Consider the following 22170-nt stretch of genomic DNA (forward strand, 5'->3'; position numbering starts at 1 on the left):
CAAATCAGGTAACAAACACGTTACCTGACCGACAATAATGCCTCTAATGATGGCCAAATTGCAAGCAACATGACCAATACATAGAGTGTGAAACGTCAGATTGGTTCAATTTCTTTTAAGTGCCTCCCGGCAGACAGCCGGGCAGCCAGCACACCAAGCAGGGAGGAGAGCATGATCAGCAGGAGACTCTCATCCCACGCCAGCCCGGTCAGATGGAAGTCGCTACCATAGAGCGCCGCCAGTTTATCAACGGCACCTTCCAGCATCAGGCAAACCAGCGTCGTCAGCACTAACGCCGCCAGAGAAGACAACAGCCCATACCAGGCCCCGGTATACAAAAATGGCCGCAGAATATAGCGGTTGGTTGCCCCAACCAGCTTCATCACCTGCACGGCATCCTTCTGATTTTGCAGTTGAAGTCGCAGCGTATTGCCGACAATCAGAAAAACAGCCAGCAACATCAGGACAGCCATCAGCATGGCCAGTGACACACTCAGTTGTTTAATCGCATCCAGCCGCTGCAACCAATCACTATCCAGCCGGACATCATCCACACCCGATTGCTCACTGAGTTTCTCCGCCAGCACAGTTGCCTGATCCGTGCTTTGCCACGCGTCGATGGGTTTAATCACCAGCACTGCGGGGAGTGGATTTTCATCCAGCAAGCTTAACGCCTGAGCGAACCCAGCATGCTCGCGAAATTCATCCAGTCCCTGCTCGGGGGAGATATATTCAGCTTGGCTGACTTCCGCCCAGCCGGCGATGCTTTCCTGTAATTGTTTGGCTTCGCCGTCGCGGGTGCCTTCCCTCAGATACACCGTCAGTTGCGTGGGGTTTTGCCAGGCTGCACTCACGATACTGATATTTTTCGCAGCCAGATAAAAACAGGATGGCAGCGTCAGTGCAAAGGCCAGCACTGCCAGCGTCAGGACATTCCCCAGCGGACGTCGCCATAAATCAGTGAGTGTTTGCTTACCGACCTGACGCTGAATCGTCAGCCAGCTTTGGGATTCACGCGCCATAGGCAACCTCTCGCAACATGCCGTTGTGCAAATCCAGCCGACGATAGCTGTGACGGCTCAGTAAAGAGGTGTCGTGCGTGGCCATGAGGACACTCACACCCACCCGGTTAAATTCCGCGAATAACCCCATCATTTGCTGAGACAGATCTGCATCCAGATTTCCGGTCGGTTCATCCGCCAGAACCACCAGCGGCTTGTTCACCACGGCTCTGGCAATGCCGACCCGCTGCTGTTCACCACCGGACAGCTGGATTGGCAGGCACTGCGCCTTATCCAGCAAGCCGACCTTATCCAGCGCCGCAGAAACCCGGCGCTTGATATCACCGGGCGCAGACTGTGCGATTTGCAACGGCAGGGCGATGTTGTCATACACGGTGCGATCCATCAGCAATCTGTGGTCTTGAAATATCATTCCGATATGACGCCGCAGAAATGGGATCTGATGGCGGTCAATCCGGGTGATGTCGTGATCGTTAAAATAGATGCGGCCATCACTTGGCCGCTCGATCGCCGCAATCAACTTCAGCAGCGTACTTTTCCCGGCACCGGAATGTCCGGTCAGAAAAGCCATCTCACCTTTACCCAGATGAAAATCCACTTTTTGCAGGGCTTGCCGCCCCCCCCGGTATGCTTTACTGACCTGCTGAAACCGAATCACGTTTATTCCTCGTCGCTAAAGAGTGCCTCAATAAATTCCTGAGCGGCAAACGGACGCAAATCTTCAATGCCTTCTCCGATACCAATGTAGCGGATAGGAATCTTAAATTGATCTGCGATGGCGAAAATTACACCACCTTTTGCGGTGCCATCCAGTTTTGTCAGGGTAATACCAGACACTGGTGCCACTTCGCTGAACAATTTCGCCTGACTGATCGCATTCTGGCCCGTTCCGGCATCCACGGTCAGCATAATTTCGTGCGGCGCCTGTGGATCGATTTTCTGCATCACACGAACAATCTTGCGCAGCTCTTCCATCAGGTTGCCTTTGTTTTGCAGGCGGCCTGCGGTGTCCGCAATCACGACATCCACGTTCCGGGCTTTGGCCGATTCAATCGCATCGTATATCACCGATGCACTGTCCGCCCCGGTGTGCTGTGCCACAACCGGTACATTGTTGCGCTCGCCCCAAACCTGCAGCTGCTCTACCGCTGCTGCACGGAAGGTATCGCCCGCAGCCAGCATCACAGAGTGACCCTGACTCTGGAACTGTTTGGCCAGCTTGCCAATCGTGGTGGTTTTCCCCACCCCGTTCACGCCCACCATCAGAATGACATAAGGTTTGCGGCGGGTATCAATCACCAGTGGCTGCTCAACTTTTGCCAGCATGTCGCCCAGCTCATCTTTCAGCAAGCCATACAGGGCTTCGCCATCTTTCAGCTGTTTGCGGTCGGCTTTTTCCGTCAGGTTTTCAATAATTTTCAGCGTGGTATCCATGCCGACATCGGCCACCAGCAATTGCTCTTCCAGCTCTTCAAACAAATCATCGTCGATTTGTTTACCCCGGAAGAGTCCGAAGAAACCCGAACCCAGATTGTTTCGGGTTTTCTTCAGTCCTTTCATCAGGCGACTGAAAAAGCCCTCCCGCTGCGGTTTATCCTGCACAGCCGGTTCAGAAGATACCGGCACGACAGGCTCAGCCTGCGCTTTCTCAGGCGCTGTGTCTGTCACCGCTTCGGTGTTTCGTGATGATTCAGAAATTTCCTCGGCTTGATGCGGCTGCGTTGCAGCTTCCACATCCAGATGGGCACTTTGCTCCGGGAGCTCAGGTTCAGCGTCATGCTTCTCCTGCATCTCTTCAGCAACGGTGCCGGATTGAAGGGGTTGCTCGGACGCGGTTTCAGACTCAGTCTGCGCTGCCTGCTGTTCAGTTTCATGCTGTGCAGAATCTGCCGGACTAGCGGCGTCCTGCTCTTGTGATTCTTTTTGCTGTGCCTGCGACTCGGTTTGCTCTTCAGCGCCAAACCCCAGCCATGAAAATAATCCGCGCTTCTTTTTTTCTGCCATTGGCAAATCCTGGAAATTGATTGGTACAATTTGCGGCCTGAAAATAAATGGCCTGTTTATCTTTGGGCTTGTGGTGCGCCGTCAGGCACAAACACAAAGATAATCAGGCCCATGTATACTATCACTTTCTCTACGGTCGAAGAAATGTATGACAAGACGTAAGACACAATCCGGACAAAAGCCTAACAAACCCAGTCCGGGAGGCTTTGTAAGAATTATCAGTGGCCGCTGGCGGGGACGAAAACTGCCCGTCCACGATGTCGCCGGGCTTCGTCCGACAACCGACCGGGTGAAAGAAACCGTCTTCAACTGGCTGGCCCCTGAGATCCACGGGGCGACCTGTCTGGATGTGTTCGCTGGTAGTGGCAGTCTGGGTCTGGAAGCCCTGTCACGTGGCGCAGGACAACTGACGCTGTTAGAACTGGATTCACAGGCCGCCAATCAGCTGAAACGTAATCTGGACACACTGGGTTCAGACAACGCAATTTTGCATCAGACCGATTCTCTGGCGTATCTGGCAAAGCCAGGAACCGCTTATGATCTGGTCTTCATTGATCCGCCGTTTCGTCGTGATCTGCTGCCGGAAGTCATCCGTCTGCTGGAAGAAAACGGCTGGCTGATGCCCCATGCCCTGATTTACCTGGAAGCCGAAAAAGAACTCGGTTCGCCAGACACTCCAACGCACTGGCAATTGCTGAAAGAAAAAACAGCAGGCCAGGTTTGCTACCGCCTGTATCAGAGAGAGAAACCATGAAAACGCTGATTTTACTTGCCAAGATTGCCATTGGCTTTGTCTGGGCCGTGTTGCTGCTCAACCTGTTCCACCCATTCCCCGGTGTGGCAGCCATTGCACTCTATATCATGACCGCCTTTTTGCTGGCGATGCATGGCCTGCAAATGTTGATTTTTATTGGCGCATTTGGGGACAAGTTATCACTGAGCCGGTGGGAAAAGTGGTCCATTCTGATCTTCGGTATCTTTGCGCTGCTGGATATTCGTCGCAAACATATGATGTAAGACCATCGCAAAGATTTGAGGGTGCCGCCAGGCACCCTTTTTTGATGACTGCAGGGAGTGCGGCAGGCCATCGCTTCAGGCTGATTCAGGTTTGTCCGTGCTGCATTGCCAGCACCAGTCAAACTGCCCTTCATTCAATTCTCCGCAGGCCGGGCAGCGCCATGGGCTGAACCCACCCTGTTCGTAACCCATCACTAACTGGCTGGCTCTGGACACATCCCTCTCCTGCACCCAGAGCGCGACCTGAACCACATCTGCAGGCAATTCACCTGCCGCAGCACTGAGGTTCTCGCCGGTCAACCGGACATCAATGCCCGCGTGCTCCAGCATGCCTTTGACCAGGTGCGCTTCCAGTGCATTACCTGCATGATAAATTTGCTGCCAGGGTGAGGTCATCAGACATTCCTTCTGCGACTCGTCTCAGCGGAGCAGCACGCTGATCACCAGCAAGGCCTGAGACAGATAATAAGTTGTCATAATACTCCCCGTCGCCGCCGCAAACCTGCCCCGGAATCGATCCAGTGCAAGCAAGGTATCGGAGATCAGAAAAATCAGCGCACCGGCAAACGCAGCCAGACCCGCGCCGGTTCTGGTGGTGAGCCAGTACTCACCTGCTGCCCAGGTCATTTGCAGAATCACGGCGATGTAAACTGCAACAGGCACAGCCAACCGACCCAGAGAGGGCAACAGCAGCAGATAAACGATAATGCCTGCCCCCCCCAGTAATGCTGGCAGCCACCAGACAATCGGTCCGGCCAGTTCTCCCCAGAAAGCCACAGAATAGATGACGTGCGCCAGCAGGAAACTCGCCAAACCAGCGACAAACCTGTCTTTCGGCAGCATCAGGCAGATGTCTCCCACCACAGAACACAGCAAACCGGCAATGATGAGCTTCTGATACAGTTCGCTGGGGCCAAACTGGATGGTTGTTGCCAGCAGTAAGACAATCGTCAGCGGTTTGAACAGATAAAATTGCCACTGAGGGCCGCGATAAGCGGCATTAATATGCAGCAATGCAGAAAAAGAGACGGCTAACCAGACCCACATACGTTCACCAGAGTTATCAAAGCAGTCACAGTGTAAAAACCCCCAGCGGATTGTCTAGCCCGGAGCCCTCAGAAATCCGGCCAATTCTCACCTCTGTGATCTATCACACTTTCATCTAACTTATTCTTAAAGGGCTTATTTCTGTCAAAGTTGCGCGTTTCATTCCTGAAAAGATGAGCCGTAGGCTGAAAAAATGCTGTCACCCTTGCTTGGTAGCCGAAGTGAAGACCAAGCAGAGAAAAAACCGTTCCCATGCCCATACAACCCTTCTGATTTATCGCAGTAACCCGAACATCATAACCAATTAATCACAATAATAAACAACAAGTTAAACAAAAACTTACCTTCTAAACCCGTTCAACATCACTCGCATTAGATTTATCTAACAAAGTTACAATCATGATGAGAATCATGACGTTTCCAGCCTCTTCAACAAGGCCATCACCGCCCAAAAGGCACACCCGATGGAAAAAACAGTAATAAAATGACAGAAAAAAGTCAGATTCCACCACAGCATGGCCATTAAGCCTTAAAAAACCCAACAAGTGCATCAAGATGAAATAATCAACACAAAAAAACAATTAAAAAATAAATAAAAACAACATGATAAATGAATCAATCATGCTCAAACACAATCGTGTTTAATTTTTAATCACGTCATTTTTGGCAGACTTCCACCCTCAATCAGTAAAATTTATGACAACTAAAAGTAAATTTATCGCTAAATATCACACTCAGGCTTTGATCAGCAGATAAAAAAAGTGCTATTCTTTTTCCATCAACCCATCAGCAACAGTTTAGGAGCCTAATACCATGTTATCTTCATCTCAAAAACAAGGGCTTGTCATGATCGCCGTCGTCGCCGGTCTCATGTTGCTGCCTGTGCTTTATTAAGCAAAAATGAATTTCTAACAAAAAAGGGGCTGAAGCCCCTTTTTTGTTTCCATCCCCTTCATCCCATCCAGCCTGCGCTATGGGTTGAATTTAATCTGATGCCAGTTCGTCGAATAGAACCACAGTGCGAGCGCGGTCATCCCAACCACCAGCAACACGGCGACGGCCCAGACTCGACGGGTACTTCTGGGTGTCAGCTCTTTTTCGCAATCACGGCAGGCTTTTCGGAAGCCCTGAACATTGAGCTCAAACCCCTCTTCATGGACCACCTTATTGCGCATCGTTGCAACATAGCGCAGCGAAGGAATGATTTCGTGGGGTAATCGCTCTTCACAACTGGTGATCAACTGGTGCAGACCTTTTCCTTCGGCGTGATAATGTCGCTTCAGCAGATACTCAAGCCGCCGGCTTCGGTTCACCACTAACTCAATTTCTGTCACCAATGACTACTCCTACATTCGGTCATGTCGACCACACTTTCTTTTAACCTTACAGGCAGATCAGCAAGTTGCAAACCTGAACTCCGTTCGGTTCATATACAAACAAAAGCCCCATCACAGACATTCTTCCAGAGTCTCCGCATAATGCCTGCCAAAAAGGAGAACGCGATGACCCTCATCCCATTTCTGATCCTGGCTGTCCTGCTGTTGCTCGCGGTAGCCAGCTTCAGCCTGATTTACCGCCGGCATCTGGCGGGCACCAACGCCGTCGAACGACAGTTGGCCGTACAAATCCTTGATAAACAAAGCATCACGCTGAGTGATGTCCAACCCGGGCAGGCGTCCGAAGCATATTGGGTATTCGTTCAGCCACTCAAAGGCGGACCCAAGCGTGAATTCCAGGTCGGTCCGCATTATTTTCATGCCCTGACCCCTGGTGATCAGGGCACACTGACCTATCGCGGCCAGCAATTTCTGCATTTTGCCCTGAAACGCTGAAACGGCTTCAGGGCACCAGCCAGGCTGTGAAACGGCTGCGACTGAGTAACCAGCTCACCAGCAACGCCAGCCCGCCTGCAATCACCGTCCAGAACGGAATCATCACGGCCGGATGCATGGGATACCAATCAAATGCCCGCACCGGCCAGAGAAACAGCGGGTGCAGTAAGTAAATCCCCAGACTGTACCGGCTCACGAAAGCCAGCCGGGACAGCGTCTGTTCCTCCAGCCGATCCGCCAGATACCGGCAAACGGCAAAAACCATCGCCGCAATCAGCACGGTATTGAGGGTTTTGTAGGACAGCCAGCGTCCCACCGTATATTCCCCTTGTGCAAAGCTGTCACTGATAACCATATAGTCTGTCAGAAGCAAAGCCGCGATTCCCAATGGCAGCAGCCAACGACGGGGCGGCCAGGAAAAACGAAGCATGGTGTAGCCCAGAAGTAAATAGCCACTGTAAAGCACCAGCTCAGCACTCCACGGGCCATCCACATGAAACAAGAATAAAGTGGTGAGCCCCATCCAGACCAGCGTCACCCCTTTCACGGCCGTGTCATCTGCCCGCTTCACCCACGCCTGAAAAAAAGGGATCACCAGATACAGCGGAATAAAGTAATAAAAGAAGCCCAAGTGGTAATAGGTTTCATGGACCGGCATCGCCACCAGCGTGGACAGCGCAAGCTCTGGCTGGAACCCGGATCCGGTCGCTCCTGAAAGCACTGCGTAAAATACAGACCAGACGATAAAAGGGAGCAGGACTTTGCCAAGGCGCCGACGCAGGTAATAGTTCAAATTGAAGGGCCGCTGATCACTGAGCATCAGTGCGCCCGTGATCATAATAAAGACAGGCACAGCCCAGCGGCTGAAGCTGTTGTAACTGACAGCCGTGATCCAGGCGTGGTCCGGGAGCACGCCCAGCATTTCCCGATAAGGACCAAGCACATGAATGACCACGACAGCAGTTGCAGCGACGCAGCGTAATAAATCAATAAAGACGATCTTCTCTCTCATGTACTCCTCTCCGAGTCCGGCTCAGGCCGCTCCATCCCGCATCGCTCTGTTTCCCAGCATAGCGCCAGACATTCACGCTCATGTTAATGAATTGCTAATTTGCATGGTGTTTTATTATGAACCCTTCATTTCTGTGACATCGGTCACATCAGACCCCCATTCTGAACAACGTACTTGTCCAGAGAAACAGCTATGGATGCCTGAATATTTATCACAAATACCCAACAAGAAGCATATCAATCAGCCTTTTGAGCCGCACATGACACCTTTATCAACATAAAAGTCCATTAAAATTGCGGCAAACCAGACAATAAACACACAAATGAAATATTTAGACACATATTTATATTGTTTGATGCATTAACAATAGCGTAACCTCCCGCCTCGACAAGATGCCCATTGACGGGTACATGACGTAAAAAATGGAGGTCGTGATGCATTCAAGTGCTTCACAAAATCAAGTGAATACTAAAAAAACGCTGTTTACGCGTTTTCTCGACACGGTTGAGTGGCTGGGTAACCTGCTGCCACATCCAATTACTTTATTCGCACTTTTCAGCCTGGCAATCCTGATTGCTTCCGGTATTGCCGGTTACTTTGGTGTTTCTGTTGCCGACCCGCGTCCTGAAGGCGCACCAGGCCGTGCAGCGGATGGGCTAATCCATGTGGTCAGCCTGCTGAATACTGAAGGTATGCAGATGATTGTGGCCAATCTGGTGAAAAACTTTACCGGTTTCGCACCTTTGGGCACGGTTCTGGTCGCCATGCTGGGCGTCGCAATTGCAGAACACTCTGGTTTACTTTCTGCTGCAATGCGTGGACTGGTGATGGGCGCATCCCGTCGGATGGTCACACTGGTGGTGGTCTTTGCCGGTATCATTTCCAACACAGCTGCAGAACTGGGCTATGTGGTGCTGATCCCGCTGGCTGCGATGCTGTTCCACTCGCTGGGACGTCACCCGCTGGCCGGTCTGGCTGCTGCTTTTGCCGGTGTTTCCGGCGGTTACAGCGCCAACCTGCTGCTGGGTACCGTGGATCCTTTGCTGTCCGGTATCACCCAGACGGCTGCGCAAATGATCGATCCAACCTATGAAGTCGGTCCGGAAGTGAACTGGTACTTCATGTTTGCTTCGACATTTGCGATCACCATCATGGGTGCCTTCGTCACCGAGAAAATCGTCGAGCCGAAACTGGGCACTTACAATGTGGAAGAAGCCAGCGACGATCTGGGTAAAGACAAGATGGGTAAACTGACCGATCTGGAGAAGAAAGGTCTGAAATTCGCCGGTCTGGCCATGGTGGCCGTGTCTGCCCTGCTGGCACTGACCATCGTGCCTGAGAACGGTATTCTGCGTCATCCGGAAACCGGTCTGGTGTCTGGCTCACCGTTCCTGAAAGGGATCGTGGCCTTTATCTTTGTGTTCTTTGCCATTCCGGGCTTTGTGTTCGGTAAAGTGGTGGGCACCATGAAGACAGACCGCGATGTGATTGATGCCATGTCCAAATCCATGTCTTCGATGGGGATGTACATTGTACTGGTCTTCTTTGCGGCGCAATTTGTCGCCTTCTTCAAGTGGACCAACTTTGGCCAGGTCTTTGCCGTGGGCGGTGCAGATTTCCTGCAGTCCATTGGTCTGACCGGCCCAATGCTGTTCTTTGCCTTCATTCTGATGTGTGGCTTCATCAACCTGATGATCGGCTCGGCATCCGCACAGTGGGCCGTGACCGCGCCAATTTTCGTGCCGATGCTGATGCTGGTGGGTTATGCGCCGGAAACCATTCAGGCCGCTTACCGGATTGGTGATTCAGTCACCAACATCATTACGCCAATGATGAGCTACTTCGGGATGATTCTGGCCGTTGCCACCCGCTACCAGAAGAATCTGGGTCTGGGGACGCTGATCGCAACCATGCTGCCATATTCCATGGTATTCGTTGTGGGCTGGAGCCTGATGTTCTACGTCTGGGTTTTCGTACTGGGAATTCCGGTCGGCCCGGGTGCTGCAACCTACTACAACGTTGCTGGCTAATCTCAGTCACATTGATCACAAACCGGGCAACAGCCCGGTTTGTTTTTTCCTCTTTTCAACCCTTTCCACCGACATTCGTCATTTCTGATACGGGATCTGGTAACTGGTCAGCCAGTGTAAGGTGTCGTGATAAATACTGGCCACCTGTGTTTCCTTCACCCCCAGCTTTTCACAGTAATGTGCGGTCACTTCCCAGTCGGCATTATCGTAGGCATCCAGCAAATTCAGAATATCGCCCAATTCCCCTTCCCGTTTCAGCAAGGCGATTTGGACATTTTCGGATAGCGGTAACAGCTCCAGCAGCTTTGGTAAGGGTTTATCCAGTAACGCATCCAGCAGGGAAAATATCCCGGCCAGAAAAGCCTGATCGCTGTTGAGTTTCACCCCACTGCACCGCGCCAGTTCTTCACACATCCGCGCCCGCTGCAACGACAGAACATAGAGTTCACGAGGTTTATGAATTGAAGCATGCGCCGCGGCCACCACGGAGACAAAGAGTTTAACCTTCTCTTCTCCCAGATACACCAGCGCTTGTTTGAAATTCCCGATGGGTGTCAGGGTCCGGTGGGCGGCTGAGTTGACGTACCGCAGGAGCAAATACGATAAAGAAACGTCGCTGGAAATAATCCTTTCTACCCGCTGAAAATCGACCGGAGACTGGCTGATTTCCCGCAACAAGCGCAATGTGGTGAGCGTTTCCGGTGTCACCTGACGATTTTTCAGCAGTTCAGGCTTACTGAAATAATAGCCCTGAAACAGATGAAAGCCTGCCGACTTGGCTGCCTCGAACTCTTCCCGCGTCTCCACTTTTTCTGCCAGAAATTTCAGACGCTGGCTTTTTTGCTGTGCCACAAATTCACAGGCCCGCTGACAGCCCAGTTTAATGAAATCCAGTTTGATCAGGTGCACATAGGGCATGAAGCGCTGCCAGGCCGGGTCCAGTTCATAATCGTCCAGCGCAATGGTATAGCCCTGTTTATTCAGATGCCGAATCGCAGAAAAGAGTTCATCATCCGGCGTGCAGGTTTCCAGCACTTCGATCACAACTTTTTGTCTGGGGAGCAGCAAGGGCATGAGTTTGATCAGGCTGTCATGAGGAAAATTGATAAAGGTTCGCTGACTGGCTGTCGCCAGATCATCCCCAACGGCCATATAATTTTCCACCAGAAGCCGACTGGTGGCCGTGTTCGCTTCAATCTGAGGAAACGCATTCCGTTCACCATCGCGGAACAGCAGCTCATAGCCGACGGTACGCTGCTGGCGATTCAAGATTGGCTGACGTGCTACATAAGCGTACATATCAGGAATACTAATGACCCAAGTCAGATGGATGACAATACCATTGTAGAAAGACATCAGCTTTGATGTCACACCCAAAACCATCAACACTTTACGTTATACTGGAACATATTACTAATTCTGGAATGCCGCCAGACATCACTGATAAATGTTGGACAAACTTCCCATGATGCAAGGTAACGCCTTTACTCTCAGCCAAGAAGCACTCAGTACAGAGTCCGAATATACGGACACCATGTCCGGCCCGGTCGCCACCTGCTGGTCCCGTCGGCATCAGGGAGCATTTGCCGGTGTGGCAGGCATTCCGATCGCCTGGATGAGCCTGACCGGATTCAGCAGTGAGAAAGCGATTGTGCTGGTCAATGGCCGCATCGAAAGCTTTCATAAGTATCAGGAACTGTGCTGGGAACTGACCCGTCAGGGCTATGATGTTTACGCACTGGATCATCGTGGCCAGGGCTGTTCCGGTCGTTTAACCGCGGATACACAGCTGGGCCACGTCGAAGAATTTGACGATTATGTCAGTGACCTGCACACCTTGATCGAATCTCAGGTCCTGCCTGCCCATTATCGCCAGTTATTCATCCTGGGGCATTCTATGGGCGGGACAGTCGTCAGTTTGTATCTGGCCCGGCATCCGGATATCTTCGATGCCGCAGCGCTGAGCGCCCCGATGCACGGCATTAAAATCAGCCACTGGATGAAGCCGATTGCCTCACCGCTGGCCCGCGTTGCCGAGCAGTTACAACGCCAGCCCGGCTATGCTCCGGGACAAACACCTTATTATCCCAAACCCTTCGCCGATAACCCGCTCAGCCAGAGCCAGTGTCGGTATGCCTGGTTTCGTCAACTTTACGAAGATCAACCTGAGCTGAAACTGGGGGGTCCCAGTTCCCGCTGGGTCTGGCAGGCACTGGCGGCAGCCCGTCAGGCCGTGGCTCAGGCAAACGGTATCCAGACCCCATTACTGCTCCTGCAATGCAGTGAAGACCAGATTGTCGATAACCGGGCACAGAATCTGTTCTGTCAGCATGTCCGGCAAGGTGGCGGGCAATGCCGGCTCAGCATCATTCAGGGAGCCCGGCATGAAGTGCTGTTTGAACAAGACCGCTACCGCAGCCCTGCCCTCACTGAAATTCTGGCCCATTTCAGCCACTTCAGCACAGAAACTGCATCCACACTGACGGCAAACAGTCAGGTGGGATAAGGCGAATTGAATCACTACTAAATAGCGGAAAAAATCACAACAACAGATTAGCCTCTTTTCTTGATCCCGTTCTGGTTTACACTGCATGGGACACTCAATTACCCGGCCAGACTGCCTCAGGCAGCCTGAGCCAATCATACAGAGACGTGCCATGTATAAAATTGTTGCTTCTGACCTCGACGGAACCCTGCTGACCCCGGATCACAAAATTGCCCCCTTCACCAAAGAGGTGCTGCAACAGCTGCATCAGCAAGGGAAAGACTTTGTGTTTGCGACCGGCCGTCATCATGTCGATGTCGCCGAAATGCGCGCCCAGCTGGGGATCCCGGCTTACATGATCACGTCGAACGGTGCCCGGGTTCATACCTGCGAGGGTGAAATCCTGTTCCAGCAAGACGTTCAGCCGGAAATCATTCAGGCGCTGATGACCCTGACCAAAGACGAGCCGGAACTGCGCATTCATCTATACCGCAACGACGACTGGCTGCTGAATGTGGAAGATCCCTACTTACGCGATTTCCACGAAAGCTTCACGTATCAGTTGTTTGATGTCGATAATCCGCCGCTGGAAGGTGTTGCCAAAGTCTTCTTCACCCGGGATGACAAGGATCATGACAAGCTGGTCGTGCTGGAAGATAAGTTCCGCGCCGCTTTTGGCGATCAGGCAAACATTGCCTTTTCAACGCCCTGGTGTCTGGAAGTGATGGATGCGGGCGTCTCCAAAGGTCACGCTCTGGCAGCGGTTGCACAGGCCAAAGGCTATGTACTGAAAGACTGTATTGCCTTCGGCGACGGCATGAACGATGTCGAAATGCTCACCATGGCCGGGAAAGGACTGGTCATGGGCACCGCGCACCACAAAGTGATGGCGGCACTGCCTGATCATGATGTGATTGGCTCCTGCGCCGATGAAGCCGTCGCACATTATCTGGCAGAGCAACTGCTGTAAGCCATATTCCCTGCTTCCTTTTCAAAGGGAGGGAATATTCGTGGTTTCCGCAAAACTCAAGACGACCCCTCCCCCTTTTCAAGGGGGAGGCTAGGAGGGGGTTATAAGGCACAAACGCTCAATTCGCGCCCGCCGCTCGAACCCCACCCTAACCCTCCCCTTGCCAAGGGGAGGGAATATTCAAACAATCAACCACGACACCGGTGCGTTAAAACTGCCCGGTCATCCGCAGAATTTCCTGCCACTGCTGGGCCGTGACCGGCATAATGCTGAGTCGGTTGCCCCGTTGCACCAGCGGCATTTCATGCAGCGCATCATTCGCTTTGATTTTCTTCAGCGGCACCAGCCGCAGATGACGGACATATTCGATGTCGACCATCACCCAGCGTGGGTTCGCCGGATCCGATTTCGGGTCGAAATAAGGACTCTCCGGGTCAAACTGAAAATGATCCGGATACGCTTCCCGAACGACTTTCGCAATCCCGACCACGCCAATGTCTTTACAGGAAGAGTGATAGATGAAAACCTCATCGCCGAGTTTCACCTCATCACGCATCATGTTTCGGGCCTGATAGTTCCGTACCCCTTCCCAGCAGCCCACCTTGAGTTGCTTCAGCGTATCAATCGAAAAGGTATCCGGTTCGGTTTTAAAGAGCCAATAAGCCATAGTGCATCCTGTTTTGGTGATTTTTATGGGTCTGGGCAGTACCATAACCGGCAGAGTAACACAGCAACGGACTTCCATGAGCACCGAATCTTCCTGCCCGAACTGCGGCTTTCGTTTCAATTGTATCTGCCATGCGCAGCCGACACTCCACAGCCGGGGGCATTTCATTCTGCTGACCCACGACAAAGAGTTCGGCAAAGCCACCAATACCGGTCAGTTGATGGCACGCAGCCTGTCCGGCTGTCAGCAGATCCGCTGGTCCCGGACCGAGCCGCCACAGGCATTACTTGACCTGCTTGCCGACGACACCCTGCAGCCCTGGCTGTTATTTCCGGCCGATGATCAGCATCCGGCAGTGCCCTTTCAGGCAGCGACGAATAAAAAACCGTTGTTTATTCTGCTGGATGCGACCTGGCAGGAGGCCCGCAAAATGGTGCGCAAAAGCCCCTGGCTCGCCCGCCTGCCACGCCTGAGCCTGCAACCGGAACAGCTTTCGGGTTACGCGTTGCGACGCAATCAGCAGCCGGGGCATCTGTGCACCTGTGAAACGGGCATCGCACTGCTGACCTTGCTGGATGAATCCCATCAGGCCGCTGCGCTGCAGCACTATTTCGATGCCTTTCTGCATATCTTCCACGCCGAGCAAAGCGGCCACAAACGCTAATACTTGCGAACCGAGACATTCCGGCCTAGGATAAACCGACTAGTCAGTCGGTTTTTATTTATTTGATTGATTCCGCTGACCTTCCGCCCTTCCCATTGATGAGCGAGACCGATTTCGGGCCAGACCCCGACAGGAGATCAGGATGACCGCAGCCCCTTTGCCTCATGCACACAAGACGAGTTTCGAACTGCAGCACCTTTTTCATCGCCAGCGCAGTGCCTATCTGGCGGCGCCAATGCCGGATCTGACCCAGCGGATCCACGCGCTCAAGCAACTCAAAGCCGCGCTGATCAAAAATCAGGATGCTTTGTGCGAGGCACTGTCGAAAGATTTCGGACACCGGAGTCATCAGGATACGCTGATCAGCGACATTCTGCCCTGTGTCGGCCAAATCAATTACACCCTCAAGCGTCTGAAAAAATGGATGCGTCCGTCCCGGCGTCATGCAGGACTCTTGCTGGCGCCAGCCAAGGTCGAAGTGGTGTACCAGCCGGTCGGCGTCGTTGGCATTGTGGTGCCCTGGAACTTTCCGGTCATGCTGAGCATCGGCCCGCTGATCCCGGCGCTGGCTGCCGGCAACCGGGCCATGCTGAAGCTCAGTGAATTCACGCCTGCGACCAACCAGGTCCTGATTGCCCTGCTCGCCAGCCTGTTTGATGACACGCAGGTCACTGTGGTGGAAGGTGAAGCCGACATTGCGGCCGCTTTTACCCAGTTGCCTTTTGACCACTTGCTGTTCACCGGTTCAACCGCCGTGGGCCGCCACGTCATGCGGGCCGCCGCCGACAACCTCACACCGGTCACGCTGGAACTGGGCGGAAAATCCCCCACGTTGATCGCACCGGATGCCGAGATTTCACTGGCCGTTGAGCGCATGATCTTCGGGAAGTGCCTCAACGCCGGGCAAATCTGCGTCGCGCCCGATTACGTCCTGGTGCCCGACGGCAAAGCACAGGCCTTTATCGCAGAGTTCAGAAAACAGTTCGCCGCCATGTATCCGCAAGGCGTTCACAGTCAGGATTTCACCTCTGTGGTGAATCAGCGTCAGTTTGATCGCCTGAGCCAGTGGCTGGAAGAAGCCCGTCAGCAGGATGTTCAGATAGAACCGGCCCATGCCGAAGCCCGCGATGATCAGAAACACCGCATGGTGCCGCATTTGCTGGTCAATCCGCAGGAAACCCTGACGCTGATGCAGGAAGAAATCTTCGGACCGCTGCTGCCGGTGATCACGTATCAGCACATCGATGAAGCACTGCAATATATCCAGCAACGGCCGCGCCCGCTGGCGCTGTATCTGATGAGTTTCGATCCCGATCTGCAAACCCGGGTGAAACAGGAAGTGCATGCCGGGGGGATGGCCATCAACGAGACCGTGTTCCACGTGGCCGCAGACGACGCTCCTTTCGGGGGGATTGGTCCGTCCGGCATGGGCCATTATCACGGTTATGAAGGGTTTCTGACCTTCTCAAAAGCCAAAACTGTCCTGACCCGCGGCCGTATCAGCACAGCCAAACTGGTCACGCCGCCATATTCAGGCTGGAAAGCCCGCCTGCAATCACGCATGATGGCGTTCTTCCTGCGCTGACCCTGTATGAAGCCAATCGAATTCAATTACTGGTCATCCAAGCATTTTGCGCGATTTCTGATCATTGATTGACTTTGATTGGTATGATTCTGGCTCTCAATGAGCCAGATTTTCCCCAACATCCAAACAGAATTACATGACCGTCAATAAGAAACAGCAACTGCTCGACGCCGCCCTGACATTATTTACCCAGCACGGCATTCAGGCCACGGCGACAGCCAAAATTGCCAAAACGGCAGGCGTTGCCAACGGCACCCTGTTCCACCACTTTGCCAGCAAGCAAGCCTTGGTTGAGGCCCTGTATCTGAGCATTAAAGCCGACATGTCACAGGTGCTGCTGCCACCGGATCCCGGCCTGAGCACTCAGGCACAGTTCGCGCACCTCTGGCAGGCGGCCATCGACTGGGGCCTGACGCATCCGCAACAGTTTCAGTTCCTGCGCCAGATGGCAAACGATCCGCATTACCTGCTGAGTCATCAGCACGACATGTTGAGCCAGGCTTTACCCATTCTGCCCGCATTGATCCGGCAGGCGCAGCAGGACGGCCTCATCGCTGAATGGCCACTCCCGCTGATCCTCAATGCCTGCCACAGCCAGTTTCTCGCAACCGTCAGCCTCATGACTGAGCAGCCCGCTCTGGCCGCTGATCCGACATGCCGGCAAGCCTCATTCGAGATGCTCTGGCACGGGATGGCACGCCACACCCCCTGAACCAGAGCAGGCTTTTGTCGCTTTCTCTCAGGAATTTCACGTTTGTTTCACGAACGGGCACATATCTTATAAAGAGACAGCGGGTGACGGGCACCCGGATAAGCCGCCTGCTTCACGTCGTTGCAGCGCAGCTGTTGTCCTCAGTCTGATATCAAACGGAGAAAGTCTCATGAACCCAACCCTCGTGTTACTCGTCAGCCTTGCCCTGCCTCTGACGGCCATGGCAGCTCAGGGCGGTTATACCGGCCCGAATGAAACTCAGAACGCACCAACCACGGTGGCGCAGGCCATGCAAGCGGCAGATGACAGCCGCGTCTCCCTGACCGGCCACATCATTGCCTCGCTGGGTGACGAAGAATACCGCTTCAAAGACAGCACCGGCGAGATGATCGTCGAAATTGATCATCACCTTTGGGGCGATCGTCAGGTCGGCCCGGACACAGAAGTTACCCTCATGGGCGAAGTCGACAAAGACACTCATGAAACAACAGTGGATGTTAAGCTGATCCAAATCAGCCAATAATCTTGATTCAACCCAACGCCCCGGCTGAAACTCAGCTGGGGTGTTTTTATGTGTCACAGGCTCTGAAATTCACCCAACGATACTTCAGCGTTGTGATGAAATATCGTCCGCATCTCATTTTCATCGTCAACCTTATTTTATTTTCATCTTTTCATTGATTGCCCTGATATAATTTCCCGCTATTTTCATCAGGATGATTCAAATGAAAAACATGATCCCAGCAGCGTTATTCCTGCTGATTTCTAATACTGTTTCCGCAGAAATTGTTGTCACGCAAACAGGACAAATCCAAGGCATCTACAGCTGGGGCATTGCAGAAGTTGTTCCTTCGGTTGATGGGGATACTTTAATTCTTATGCCAACAGGCCTGCCCGAATGCCCTGGCGGTGTTTATATCAAAGATTCCGAATATGCCGATCGACATCTTTCAATGTCGATGGCGGCTTATGTTGCCAACCAGAAGGTTCGATTTCAGGTATGGAATGATGCCGATCGATTCTGGAGCGGCTCGAATGACAATTACTGTCAGCTCAGAAGCATTCAGCTCATCAAATAAAATTCAGAGGTAGTTCACTGCATGAAAAAGTTCATTCTGTTCTTACTGGTCTTTTCTTTCAGCGCACTCGCAGAACCTTTGACCACCCCGGCAGGTGTGCCTAAAAACTTCCATGTTTATGATTTACATGGCAATACATTTGTTGATTTGGCTGCCCATGGCTGTTCATCTGCACGATATTATTTATCGCCAACCCACCCCAAATACGATGCCATCGTCTCTGTATTATTGGCTGCACAAACGTCGAATAAAAAGATAGTCATCCGTTTTGAAGACTGCACACCACAGGATCAGGGCAAGATTATTGGTGTTTACTACTTATAAGGAGTTTCTGTGAACAAAATAAAATTGAGTCTAACATCTTTACTGATGTTAATGAGCACTTCAGCTTTGGCAAACGCACCAGAGTTTCGAGATGGCTGGCAGTGGAATACCCAAGTGTCGATTCAATTTATTTACGGATTTTGGAATAATAACAGTACACAGGTTCGCTTAAGCAATGGTGAGTTCTGTTATATCAAATCCACTGAAAAAGAATTGCTTTCTATCGTGCTTGCTATGCGTGCGCAAAATGCAACCGGTGATTTCGTTTGTACGAAAGATGCCGACTCTACCGTTGACGGAAAAGATTCCCGTCACTTACACAGGGTTCGGTTTTAATGAAATATTTAGCGCTGACATTACTCACAACCATCTGCTTTCAAGTATCAGCAGCAACACATACCTACAGTCAGGACAATGGTGTCATCAGCCGGGTTTATATCAATCCTGAAGGGGCTATTGCAGTACAACTCAAGCAAGGTTTCCCAAAAGCGAAATCTGATAATCAGTGTCCGGATGGTAATGGCTGGGCAGGGCTTCGTATGGCAGATAACGCTATTAAATCTGCGATTCTTGCAGCAAAATCAGCAACAATATCGGTCACAATCACCACTGAAGGCTGTGAAGGGGCTTGGTTTAAAATCAGAGATATTTATCTGAATTAATGAAATGCCCGTAATTCATCTTACGGGCTTAAATATAGATTATTTTATTGAAATCGATTGAATATCTTCACCGTCTTTCCAGCGCATGCAAGTTCCGGCACCTACAATACTGACGGTTTTACCACTTGCATTTGCTGCCAATAGCATACTGTACTGAGATTTTCCGTACGTGCTGTTTTCATCTTTGATCATCCAGTAATCATTTTTTTGCGCACACGCTGCTCGGTTCGTTGCTTCTCCGTTGATATAGACGTAATGCAAACCGTCATCCCGGACGATAATTTGGGAAACCGTTCCCGTGACAGAGCCAGCATAAGTCATCGTACAAGCGCACAACAGGCCGATAGCCAAAAATAATTTTTTCAACATCAATTCTCCTTCTTACATCAATCGCATAATACGCCGATAGGCACTGTTATTTGTACCCCATACCTCACAACTCCCCACATTGGTATAAGAAACCGTCACAGGCGTACCTGCTGTTTTGGCAGCCAAGAGCATTGAATACATTCTCGAACGAGCCTCGCTGGAGAGCGTATTACTGATAGCAAATGCTTGTTTATCTGAACATTCCGCAACATCGCTTCCAGACGTATCTAAATAAACGAGGATTGTCTCCGTTGTTGCATAGGTGGCAATCTGAAATACTTTCCCGGAGGTATCAATCCAGTATTCTTTGGCCCACGCCGAAGATGTAAAGATCAATGTCATCAAACAGAGTAGAATTGATTTAATTTTAAACATTATGAACCTTACCGAATATGAAGACCCGTCGCCGTACAAGTGCCACTTTCTTTCTTGTTGTAATAAATCCGAACCACTTTAAACCCTGCACTTTTTGCTGCGAGCACCTGGGAAAACATGGCTTTCCCCGATTCTGTCGACAGATCTAAGTACATAATTTCCCATTGACAATCCTTGATCCCTTCCGCGGTGTAAAAACCCGCCGTCGTCGTGCCTTCCGAAAACACCTGGGTGATCGTCAAGCTCTGGTTAATTTCAGGGTCACTTTGATTCGCCATCACCGAGAAAGAGAATGAAAACAAGCCAAGTAATGTGCATAATATTTTTTTCATCATAAAACCTATAATTGATTAACCTGCAGGATCAACCTGATTAACAATACAGTAGCCACCCTGATACTCGATGCCGGATGTATATATGGTTGCAACACGATTATTCGCTGCCCACTGTGCTAACACCACAGAGATCATCGTCGTATTTTCCTGTTTGATTTTCATCCAGTTATATGGCGTCCCTACACAGTTTTCAGGAATCGCTTGATTATCAACTTGCACTAATAACGCCCCTTCGATGGCCGTTATATTGGTTATTTTTCCTGAAATATAATGACTGGCTGCATTCACAGATAGCGATGCCATAGCGATGGCAGCCGAAAAAACAGCATATTTATAATTTTTCATTTTTGTTCTCCAATTACATAAACATCCGAACATACATCACTTCACAACCTTCCGAGTTTTCAACAATCCGGACCGTCAGCTTTCTTTGCGTTGATACTGCCGTCAGGATGGTCGAATACATCGCTTCAAAAATAGGATGTGTGTTTTTCAGCGTCATGTAATAGCCTTCCGCTAACTTACAATTCAGCTTCTCTTTGCCAGCGGGTGCTTCCAGGTAGATGTTACCCGTACTACTCGGGTACACAGACACCAGTATATCTTTACCTACACCCTGACACTGGTTCGGATAACACGCTGCCCAAGTGGTCGGACTGAGAAAAAACAGCAGGAAAATAAAATATTTCATTATTATACCTTTTGGATTTTTAAGGATTCATCATCACATATGATATTTCACACACAGGCGATTCTTCGACTATCCTAATCTGAAGGTGCTTTTGCGCTGCAATTCCAGTCAAGAGAGTAGAATAAATTTCTTTGTATAATAAGTGGTTCATTTTCAACGTCATATACTTCCCCTGTACTAGCTGACAATTTAGTTTATCTTTTTCATCTGGCGCGCCAATATAGATATTACCGCTGGATGCCAGATAGGTTCGGGTTAATACTTCTTTCCCTACACCGTAGCAGGCAATATTGTTACATGCCGCCCAGGTGGCAGGGCTCATCAAAAATAATAGAAAGAGAATGGTTTTCATGGCGCACTCATACTGTGATTCAAGGGTTCATGGTGACGTAAGATACTTCACCCGATAGCGCTTTGCTACAATCTGATTTTTGACGCCACAAATGCTGCGACCTCAGTCAACATTTACCTGAAAATATACCAATAAAGCAATCTACTCACCCTTAAATGTATCCAGTTTTTATTGAGATCACATGGATGACCCTCACTTTCTTTTCCTTTTGGGCTCATCCAAAAATCCTTTATAATTTAAAGCATAAAAACCCCACCAAAAAGACATGATGAAATTTATAATAAACATGATTAAAAATGAAAATCGGCCAATCATAATGGTCGTGAGCGTGACAAAGATAAAAACAAATATCGTGAACTTGTGAAAATATAATTTCTTATCATCCAAAAAGTCTATCGCAACACCAAGCAATAGAATAGAGATCATGATTCCCCCAGACAACATCCGCTCAAATAGATCAAGCTCTGTATACAAACAAAAGTATAATCCTAACGAATAAGAAACAAACAATCCGAAATAATATTTTGTTTGAATTGGATCAATCATAATATAAATCCTGATTTCGATTGAAACTCATCATAATCAGTCGCAATATTCTCACGAGCTCTTACTCCTTTTTTCTTACTCGGCAATCCTCTCATCTCCACGATACAAAAATCAAGATTTACCAACGTCCAAAATTATATCTGGGTTCCGGCATAATTTTCTATCGCTTCTAGCCATTTAAGCCAAACTGTGTATCTGTTAATTGACTGTCCTCAAGCATTGACATACAGAATTCGGGGATAGGCCCGTCATACACCATTAAGGTGTATGACAGGAGGCTTGTTACAGACTGACTGAAACGTCTGTTAAGGTCCAGGGCCGGAGCATACTTTGTTAACTCGATTTTACAGTGCCAAATAACAAGGTTGAGCGGTAATTATCACAGTAACT

General features: G+C 50.6%; 29 protein-coding genes. 14 read left to right on the top strand and 15 right to left on the bottom strand.

Annotated elements, in window-relative coordinates:
- Nucleotides 1–95 precede the first annotated feature (95 nt).
- From ftsX to ftsY, 3 genes are read right to left on the bottom strand one after another with little or no spacing between them, the layout of a single operon-like run.
- Complete coding sequence (ftsX, locus tag Q4579_RS19985) at nt 96–1022, bottom strand: permease-like cell division protein FtsX (RefSeq protein WP_303566525.1); 927 nt, start codon at nt 1020–1022, stop codon at nt 96–98.
- Nucleotides 1012–1680 (bottom strand): cell division ATP-binding protein FtsE, encoded by a 669-nt coding sequence (gene ftsE, locus Q4579_RS19990; RefSeq protein WP_303566526.1) that lies wholly within the window; start codon nt 1678–1680, stop codon nt 1012–1014. Before ftsE ends, ftsX begins: the two co-directional genes overlap by 11 nt.
- 2 nt (nt 1681–1682) lie before the next feature.
- The gene (gene ftsY / locus Q4579_RS19995) at nt 1683–3026 is read right to left on the bottom strand and encodes a signal recognition particle-docking protein FtsY (RefSeq protein ID WP_303566527.1); all 1344 of its coding nucleotides are present in this window, start codon (nt 3024–3026) and stop codon (nt 1683–1685) included.
- Between the two features lie 148 nt (nt 3027–3174).
- Between ftsY and rsmD the strand changes: the two genes are divergently transcribed.
- Both rsmD and Q4579_RS20005 read left to right on the top strand, forming a co-directional pair.
- Complete coding sequence (gene rsmD / locus Q4579_RS20000) at nt 3175–3780, top strand: 16S rRNA (guanine(966)-N(2))-methyltransferase RsmD (RefSeq protein ID WP_303566528.1); 606 nt, start codon at nt 3175–3177, stop codon at nt 3778–3780.
- On the top strand, nt 3777–4043 hold the full coding sequence (locus Q4579_RS20005) for a DUF1145 domain-containing protein (RefSeq protein ID WP_211646567.1): 267 nt from the start codon (nt 3777–3779) through the stop codon (nt 4041–4043). Before rsmD ends, Q4579_RS20005 begins: the two co-directional genes overlap by 4 nt.
- Nucleotides 4044–4118: 75 nt before the next feature.
- On the opposite strand, the gene Q4579_RS20010 is transcribed toward Q4579_RS20005, so the two are convergent.
- From Q4579_RS20010 to Q4579_RS20020, 3 genes are all read right to left on the bottom strand, one after another.
- A complete protein-coding gene (locus tag Q4579_RS20010; protein ID WP_303566529.1) occupies nt 4119–4439 on the bottom strand; it encodes a DUF2007 domain-containing protein in 321 nt (106 codons plus the stop codon).
- Between the two features lie 24 nt (nt 4440–4463).
- On the bottom strand, nt 4464–5090 hold the full coding sequence (locus Q4579_RS20015; RefSeq protein WP_303566530.1) for a lysoplasmalogenase: 627 nt from the start codon (nt 5088–5090) through the stop codon (nt 4464–4466).
- A gap of 971 nt (nt 5091–6061) precedes the next feature.
- On the bottom strand, nt 6062–6424 hold the full coding sequence (locus tag Q4579_RS20020; RefSeq protein ID WP_303566531.1) for a DUF4145 domain-containing protein: 363 nt from the start codon (nt 6422–6424) through the stop codon (nt 6062–6064).
- 168 nt (nt 6425–6592) lie between these two features.
- On the opposite strand from Q4579_RS20020, the gene Q4579_RS20025 reads away from it, so the two are divergent.
- On the top strand, nt 6593–6922 hold the full coding sequence (locus tag Q4579_RS20025) for a DUF2500 domain-containing protein (protein WP_303566533.1): 330 nt from the start codon (nt 6593–6595) through the stop codon (nt 6920–6922).
- 7 nt (nt 6923–6929) lie between these two features.
- On the opposite strand, the gene Q4579_RS20030 is transcribed toward Q4579_RS20025, so the two are convergent.
- A complete protein-coding gene (locus tag Q4579_RS20030) occupies nt 6930–7934 on the bottom strand; it encodes an acyltransferase (RefSeq protein WP_303566534.1) in 1005 nt (334 codons plus the stop codon).
- Nucleotides 7935–8368: 434 nt separating this feature from the next.
- Here Q4579_RS20030 and Q4579_RS20035 point away from each other — a divergent pair, with 434 nt between their 5' ends.
- Complete coding sequence (locus Q4579_RS20035; protein ID WP_303566535.1) at nt 8369–9964, top strand: AbgT family transporter; 1596 nt, start codon at nt 8369–8371, stop codon at nt 9962–9964.
- Between the two features lie 78 nt (nt 9965–10042).
- Here Q4579_RS20035 and Q4579_RS20040 read toward each other — a convergent pair whose 3' ends face one another.
- The gene (locus Q4579_RS20040; protein WP_303566536.1) at nt 10043–11335 is read right to left on the bottom strand and encodes an EAL and HDOD domain-containing protein; all 1293 of its coding nucleotides are present in this window, start codon (nt 11333–11335) and stop codon (nt 10043–10045) included.
- 94 nt (nt 11336–11429) lie between these two features.
- Here Q4579_RS20040 and Q4579_RS20045 point away from each other — a divergent pair, with 94 nt between their 5' ends.
- Together Q4579_RS20045 and Q4579_RS20050 are read left to right on the top strand one after the other, a co-directional pair.
- A complete protein-coding gene (locus Q4579_RS20045) occupies nt 11430–12470 on the top strand; it encodes an alpha/beta fold hydrolase (RefSeq protein ID WP_303566538.1) in 1041 nt (346 codons plus the stop codon).
- Nucleotides 12471–12621: 151 nt separating this feature from the next.
- Nucleotides 12622–13419, top strand: a complete 798-nt coding sequence (locus tag Q4579_RS20050; protein ID WP_303566539.1) for a Cof-type HAD-IIB family hydrolase — start codon at nt 12622–12624, stop codon at nt 13417–13419.
- Between the two features lie 208 nt (nt 13420–13627).
- Here the strand turns inward: Q4579_RS20050 and Q4579_RS20055 are convergent, their stop codons facing one another.
- Nucleotides 13628–14086, bottom strand: coding sequence for an EVE domain-containing protein (locus Q4579_RS20055; protein ID WP_303566540.1), 459 nt, complete (start codon nt 14084–14086; stop codon nt 13628–13630).
- 76 nt (nt 14087–14162) lie between these two features.
- On the opposite strand from Q4579_RS20055, the gene Q4579_RS20060 reads away from it, so the two are divergent.
- The 8 genes from Q4579_RS20060 to Q4579_RS20095 all read left to right on the top strand — a co-directional run bounded on the left by Q4579_RS20060 (nt 14163) and on the right by Q4579_RS20095 (nt 19112).
- Entirely contained in the window at nt 14163–14750 is a 588-nt protein-coding gene (locus Q4579_RS20060; RefSeq protein ID WP_303566542.1) for a tRNA-uridine aminocarboxypropyltransferase, read from the top strand.
- Nucleotides 14751–14892: 142 nt separating this feature from the next.
- A complete protein-coding gene (locus tag Q4579_RS20065) occupies nt 14893–16335 on the top strand; it encodes a coniferyl aldehyde dehydrogenase (RefSeq protein WP_303566543.1) in 1443 nt (480 codons plus the stop codon).
- 136 nt (nt 16336–16471) lie between these two features.
- Complete coding sequence (locus Q4579_RS20070; protein WP_303566544.1) at nt 16472–17047, top strand: TetR/AcrR family transcriptional regulator; 576 nt, start codon at nt 16472–16474, stop codon at nt 17045–17047.
- Nucleotides 17048–17216: 169 nt separating this feature from the next.
- Nucleotides 17217–17570, top strand: coding sequence for a NirD/YgiW/YdeI family stress tolerance protein (locus Q4579_RS20075; RefSeq protein WP_303566545.1), 354 nt, complete (start codon nt 17217–17219; stop codon nt 17568–17570).
- Nucleotides 17571–17772: 202 nt separating this feature from the next.
- On the top strand, nt 17773–18126 hold the full coding sequence (locus Q4579_RS20080) for a hypothetical protein (protein WP_303566547.1): 354 nt from the start codon (nt 17773–17775) through the stop codon (nt 18124–18126).
- Between the two features lie 21 nt (nt 18127–18147).
- Nucleotides 18148–18450 carry a hypothetical protein gene (locus tag Q4579_RS20085; protein ID WP_303566548.1) on the top strand — a complete coding sequence of 101 codons (303 nt, stop codon included), beginning with the start codon at nt 18148–18150 and terminating at the stop codon, nt 18448–18450.
- A gap of 9 nt (nt 18451–18459) precedes the next feature.
- The gene (locus Q4579_RS20090) at nt 18460–18786 is read left to right on the top strand and encodes a hypothetical protein (protein WP_303566549.1); all 327 of its coding nucleotides are present in this window, start codon (nt 18460–18462) and stop codon (nt 18784–18786) included.
- On the top strand, nt 18786–19112 hold the full coding sequence (locus tag Q4579_RS20095; protein WP_303566550.1) for a hypothetical protein: 327 nt from the start codon (nt 18786–18788) through the stop codon (nt 19110–19112). Before Q4579_RS20090 ends, Q4579_RS20095 begins: the two co-directional genes overlap by 1 nt.
- 39 nt (nt 19113–19151) lie before the next feature.
- On the opposite strand, the gene Q4579_RS20100 is transcribed toward Q4579_RS20095, so the two are convergent.
- Genes Q4579_RS20100 through Q4579_RS20125 form a run of 6 tightly spaced genes read right to left on the bottom strand, consistent with a single transcriptional unit; the run spans nt 19152 to nt 21234 of the window.
- Nucleotides 19152–19481, bottom strand: a complete 330-nt coding sequence (locus Q4579_RS20100; protein ID WP_303566551.1) for a hypothetical protein — start codon at nt 19479–19481, stop codon at nt 19152–19154.
- A 12-nt stretch (nt 19482–19493) separates the two neighbouring features.
- Entirely contained in the window at nt 19494–19856 is a 363-nt protein-coding gene (locus Q4579_RS20105; RefSeq protein WP_303566552.1) for a hypothetical protein, read from the bottom strand.
- Between the two features lie 8 nt (nt 19857–19864).
- Nucleotides 19865–20188, bottom strand: a complete 324-nt coding sequence (locus Q4579_RS20110) for a hypothetical protein (protein WP_303566553.1) — start codon at nt 20186–20188, stop codon at nt 19865–19867.
- An 18-nt stretch (nt 20189–20206) separates the two neighbouring features.
- On the bottom strand, nt 20207–20536 hold the full coding sequence (locus tag Q4579_RS20115) for a hypothetical protein (RefSeq protein WP_303566554.1): 330 nt from the start codon (nt 20534–20536) through the stop codon (nt 20207–20209).
- A gap of 13 nt (nt 20537–20549) precedes the next feature.
- On the bottom strand, nt 20550–20882 hold the full coding sequence (locus Q4579_RS20120) for a hypothetical protein (RefSeq protein WP_303566555.1): 333 nt from the start codon (nt 20880–20882) through the stop codon (nt 20550–20552).
- Nucleotides 20883–20901: 19 nt separating this feature from the next.
- A complete protein-coding gene (locus Q4579_RS20125; RefSeq protein ID WP_303566557.1) occupies nt 20902–21234 on the bottom strand; it encodes a hypothetical protein in 333 nt (110 codons plus the stop codon).
- Between the last annotated feature and the right edge of the window lie 936 nt (nt 21235–22170).

Origin of the sequence: Photobacterium sp. 1_MG-2023, from assembly GCF_030547945.1 — a bacterium.
Lineage (GTDB): Bacteria > Pseudomonadota > Gammaproteobacteria > Enterobacterales > Vibrionaceae > Photobacterium.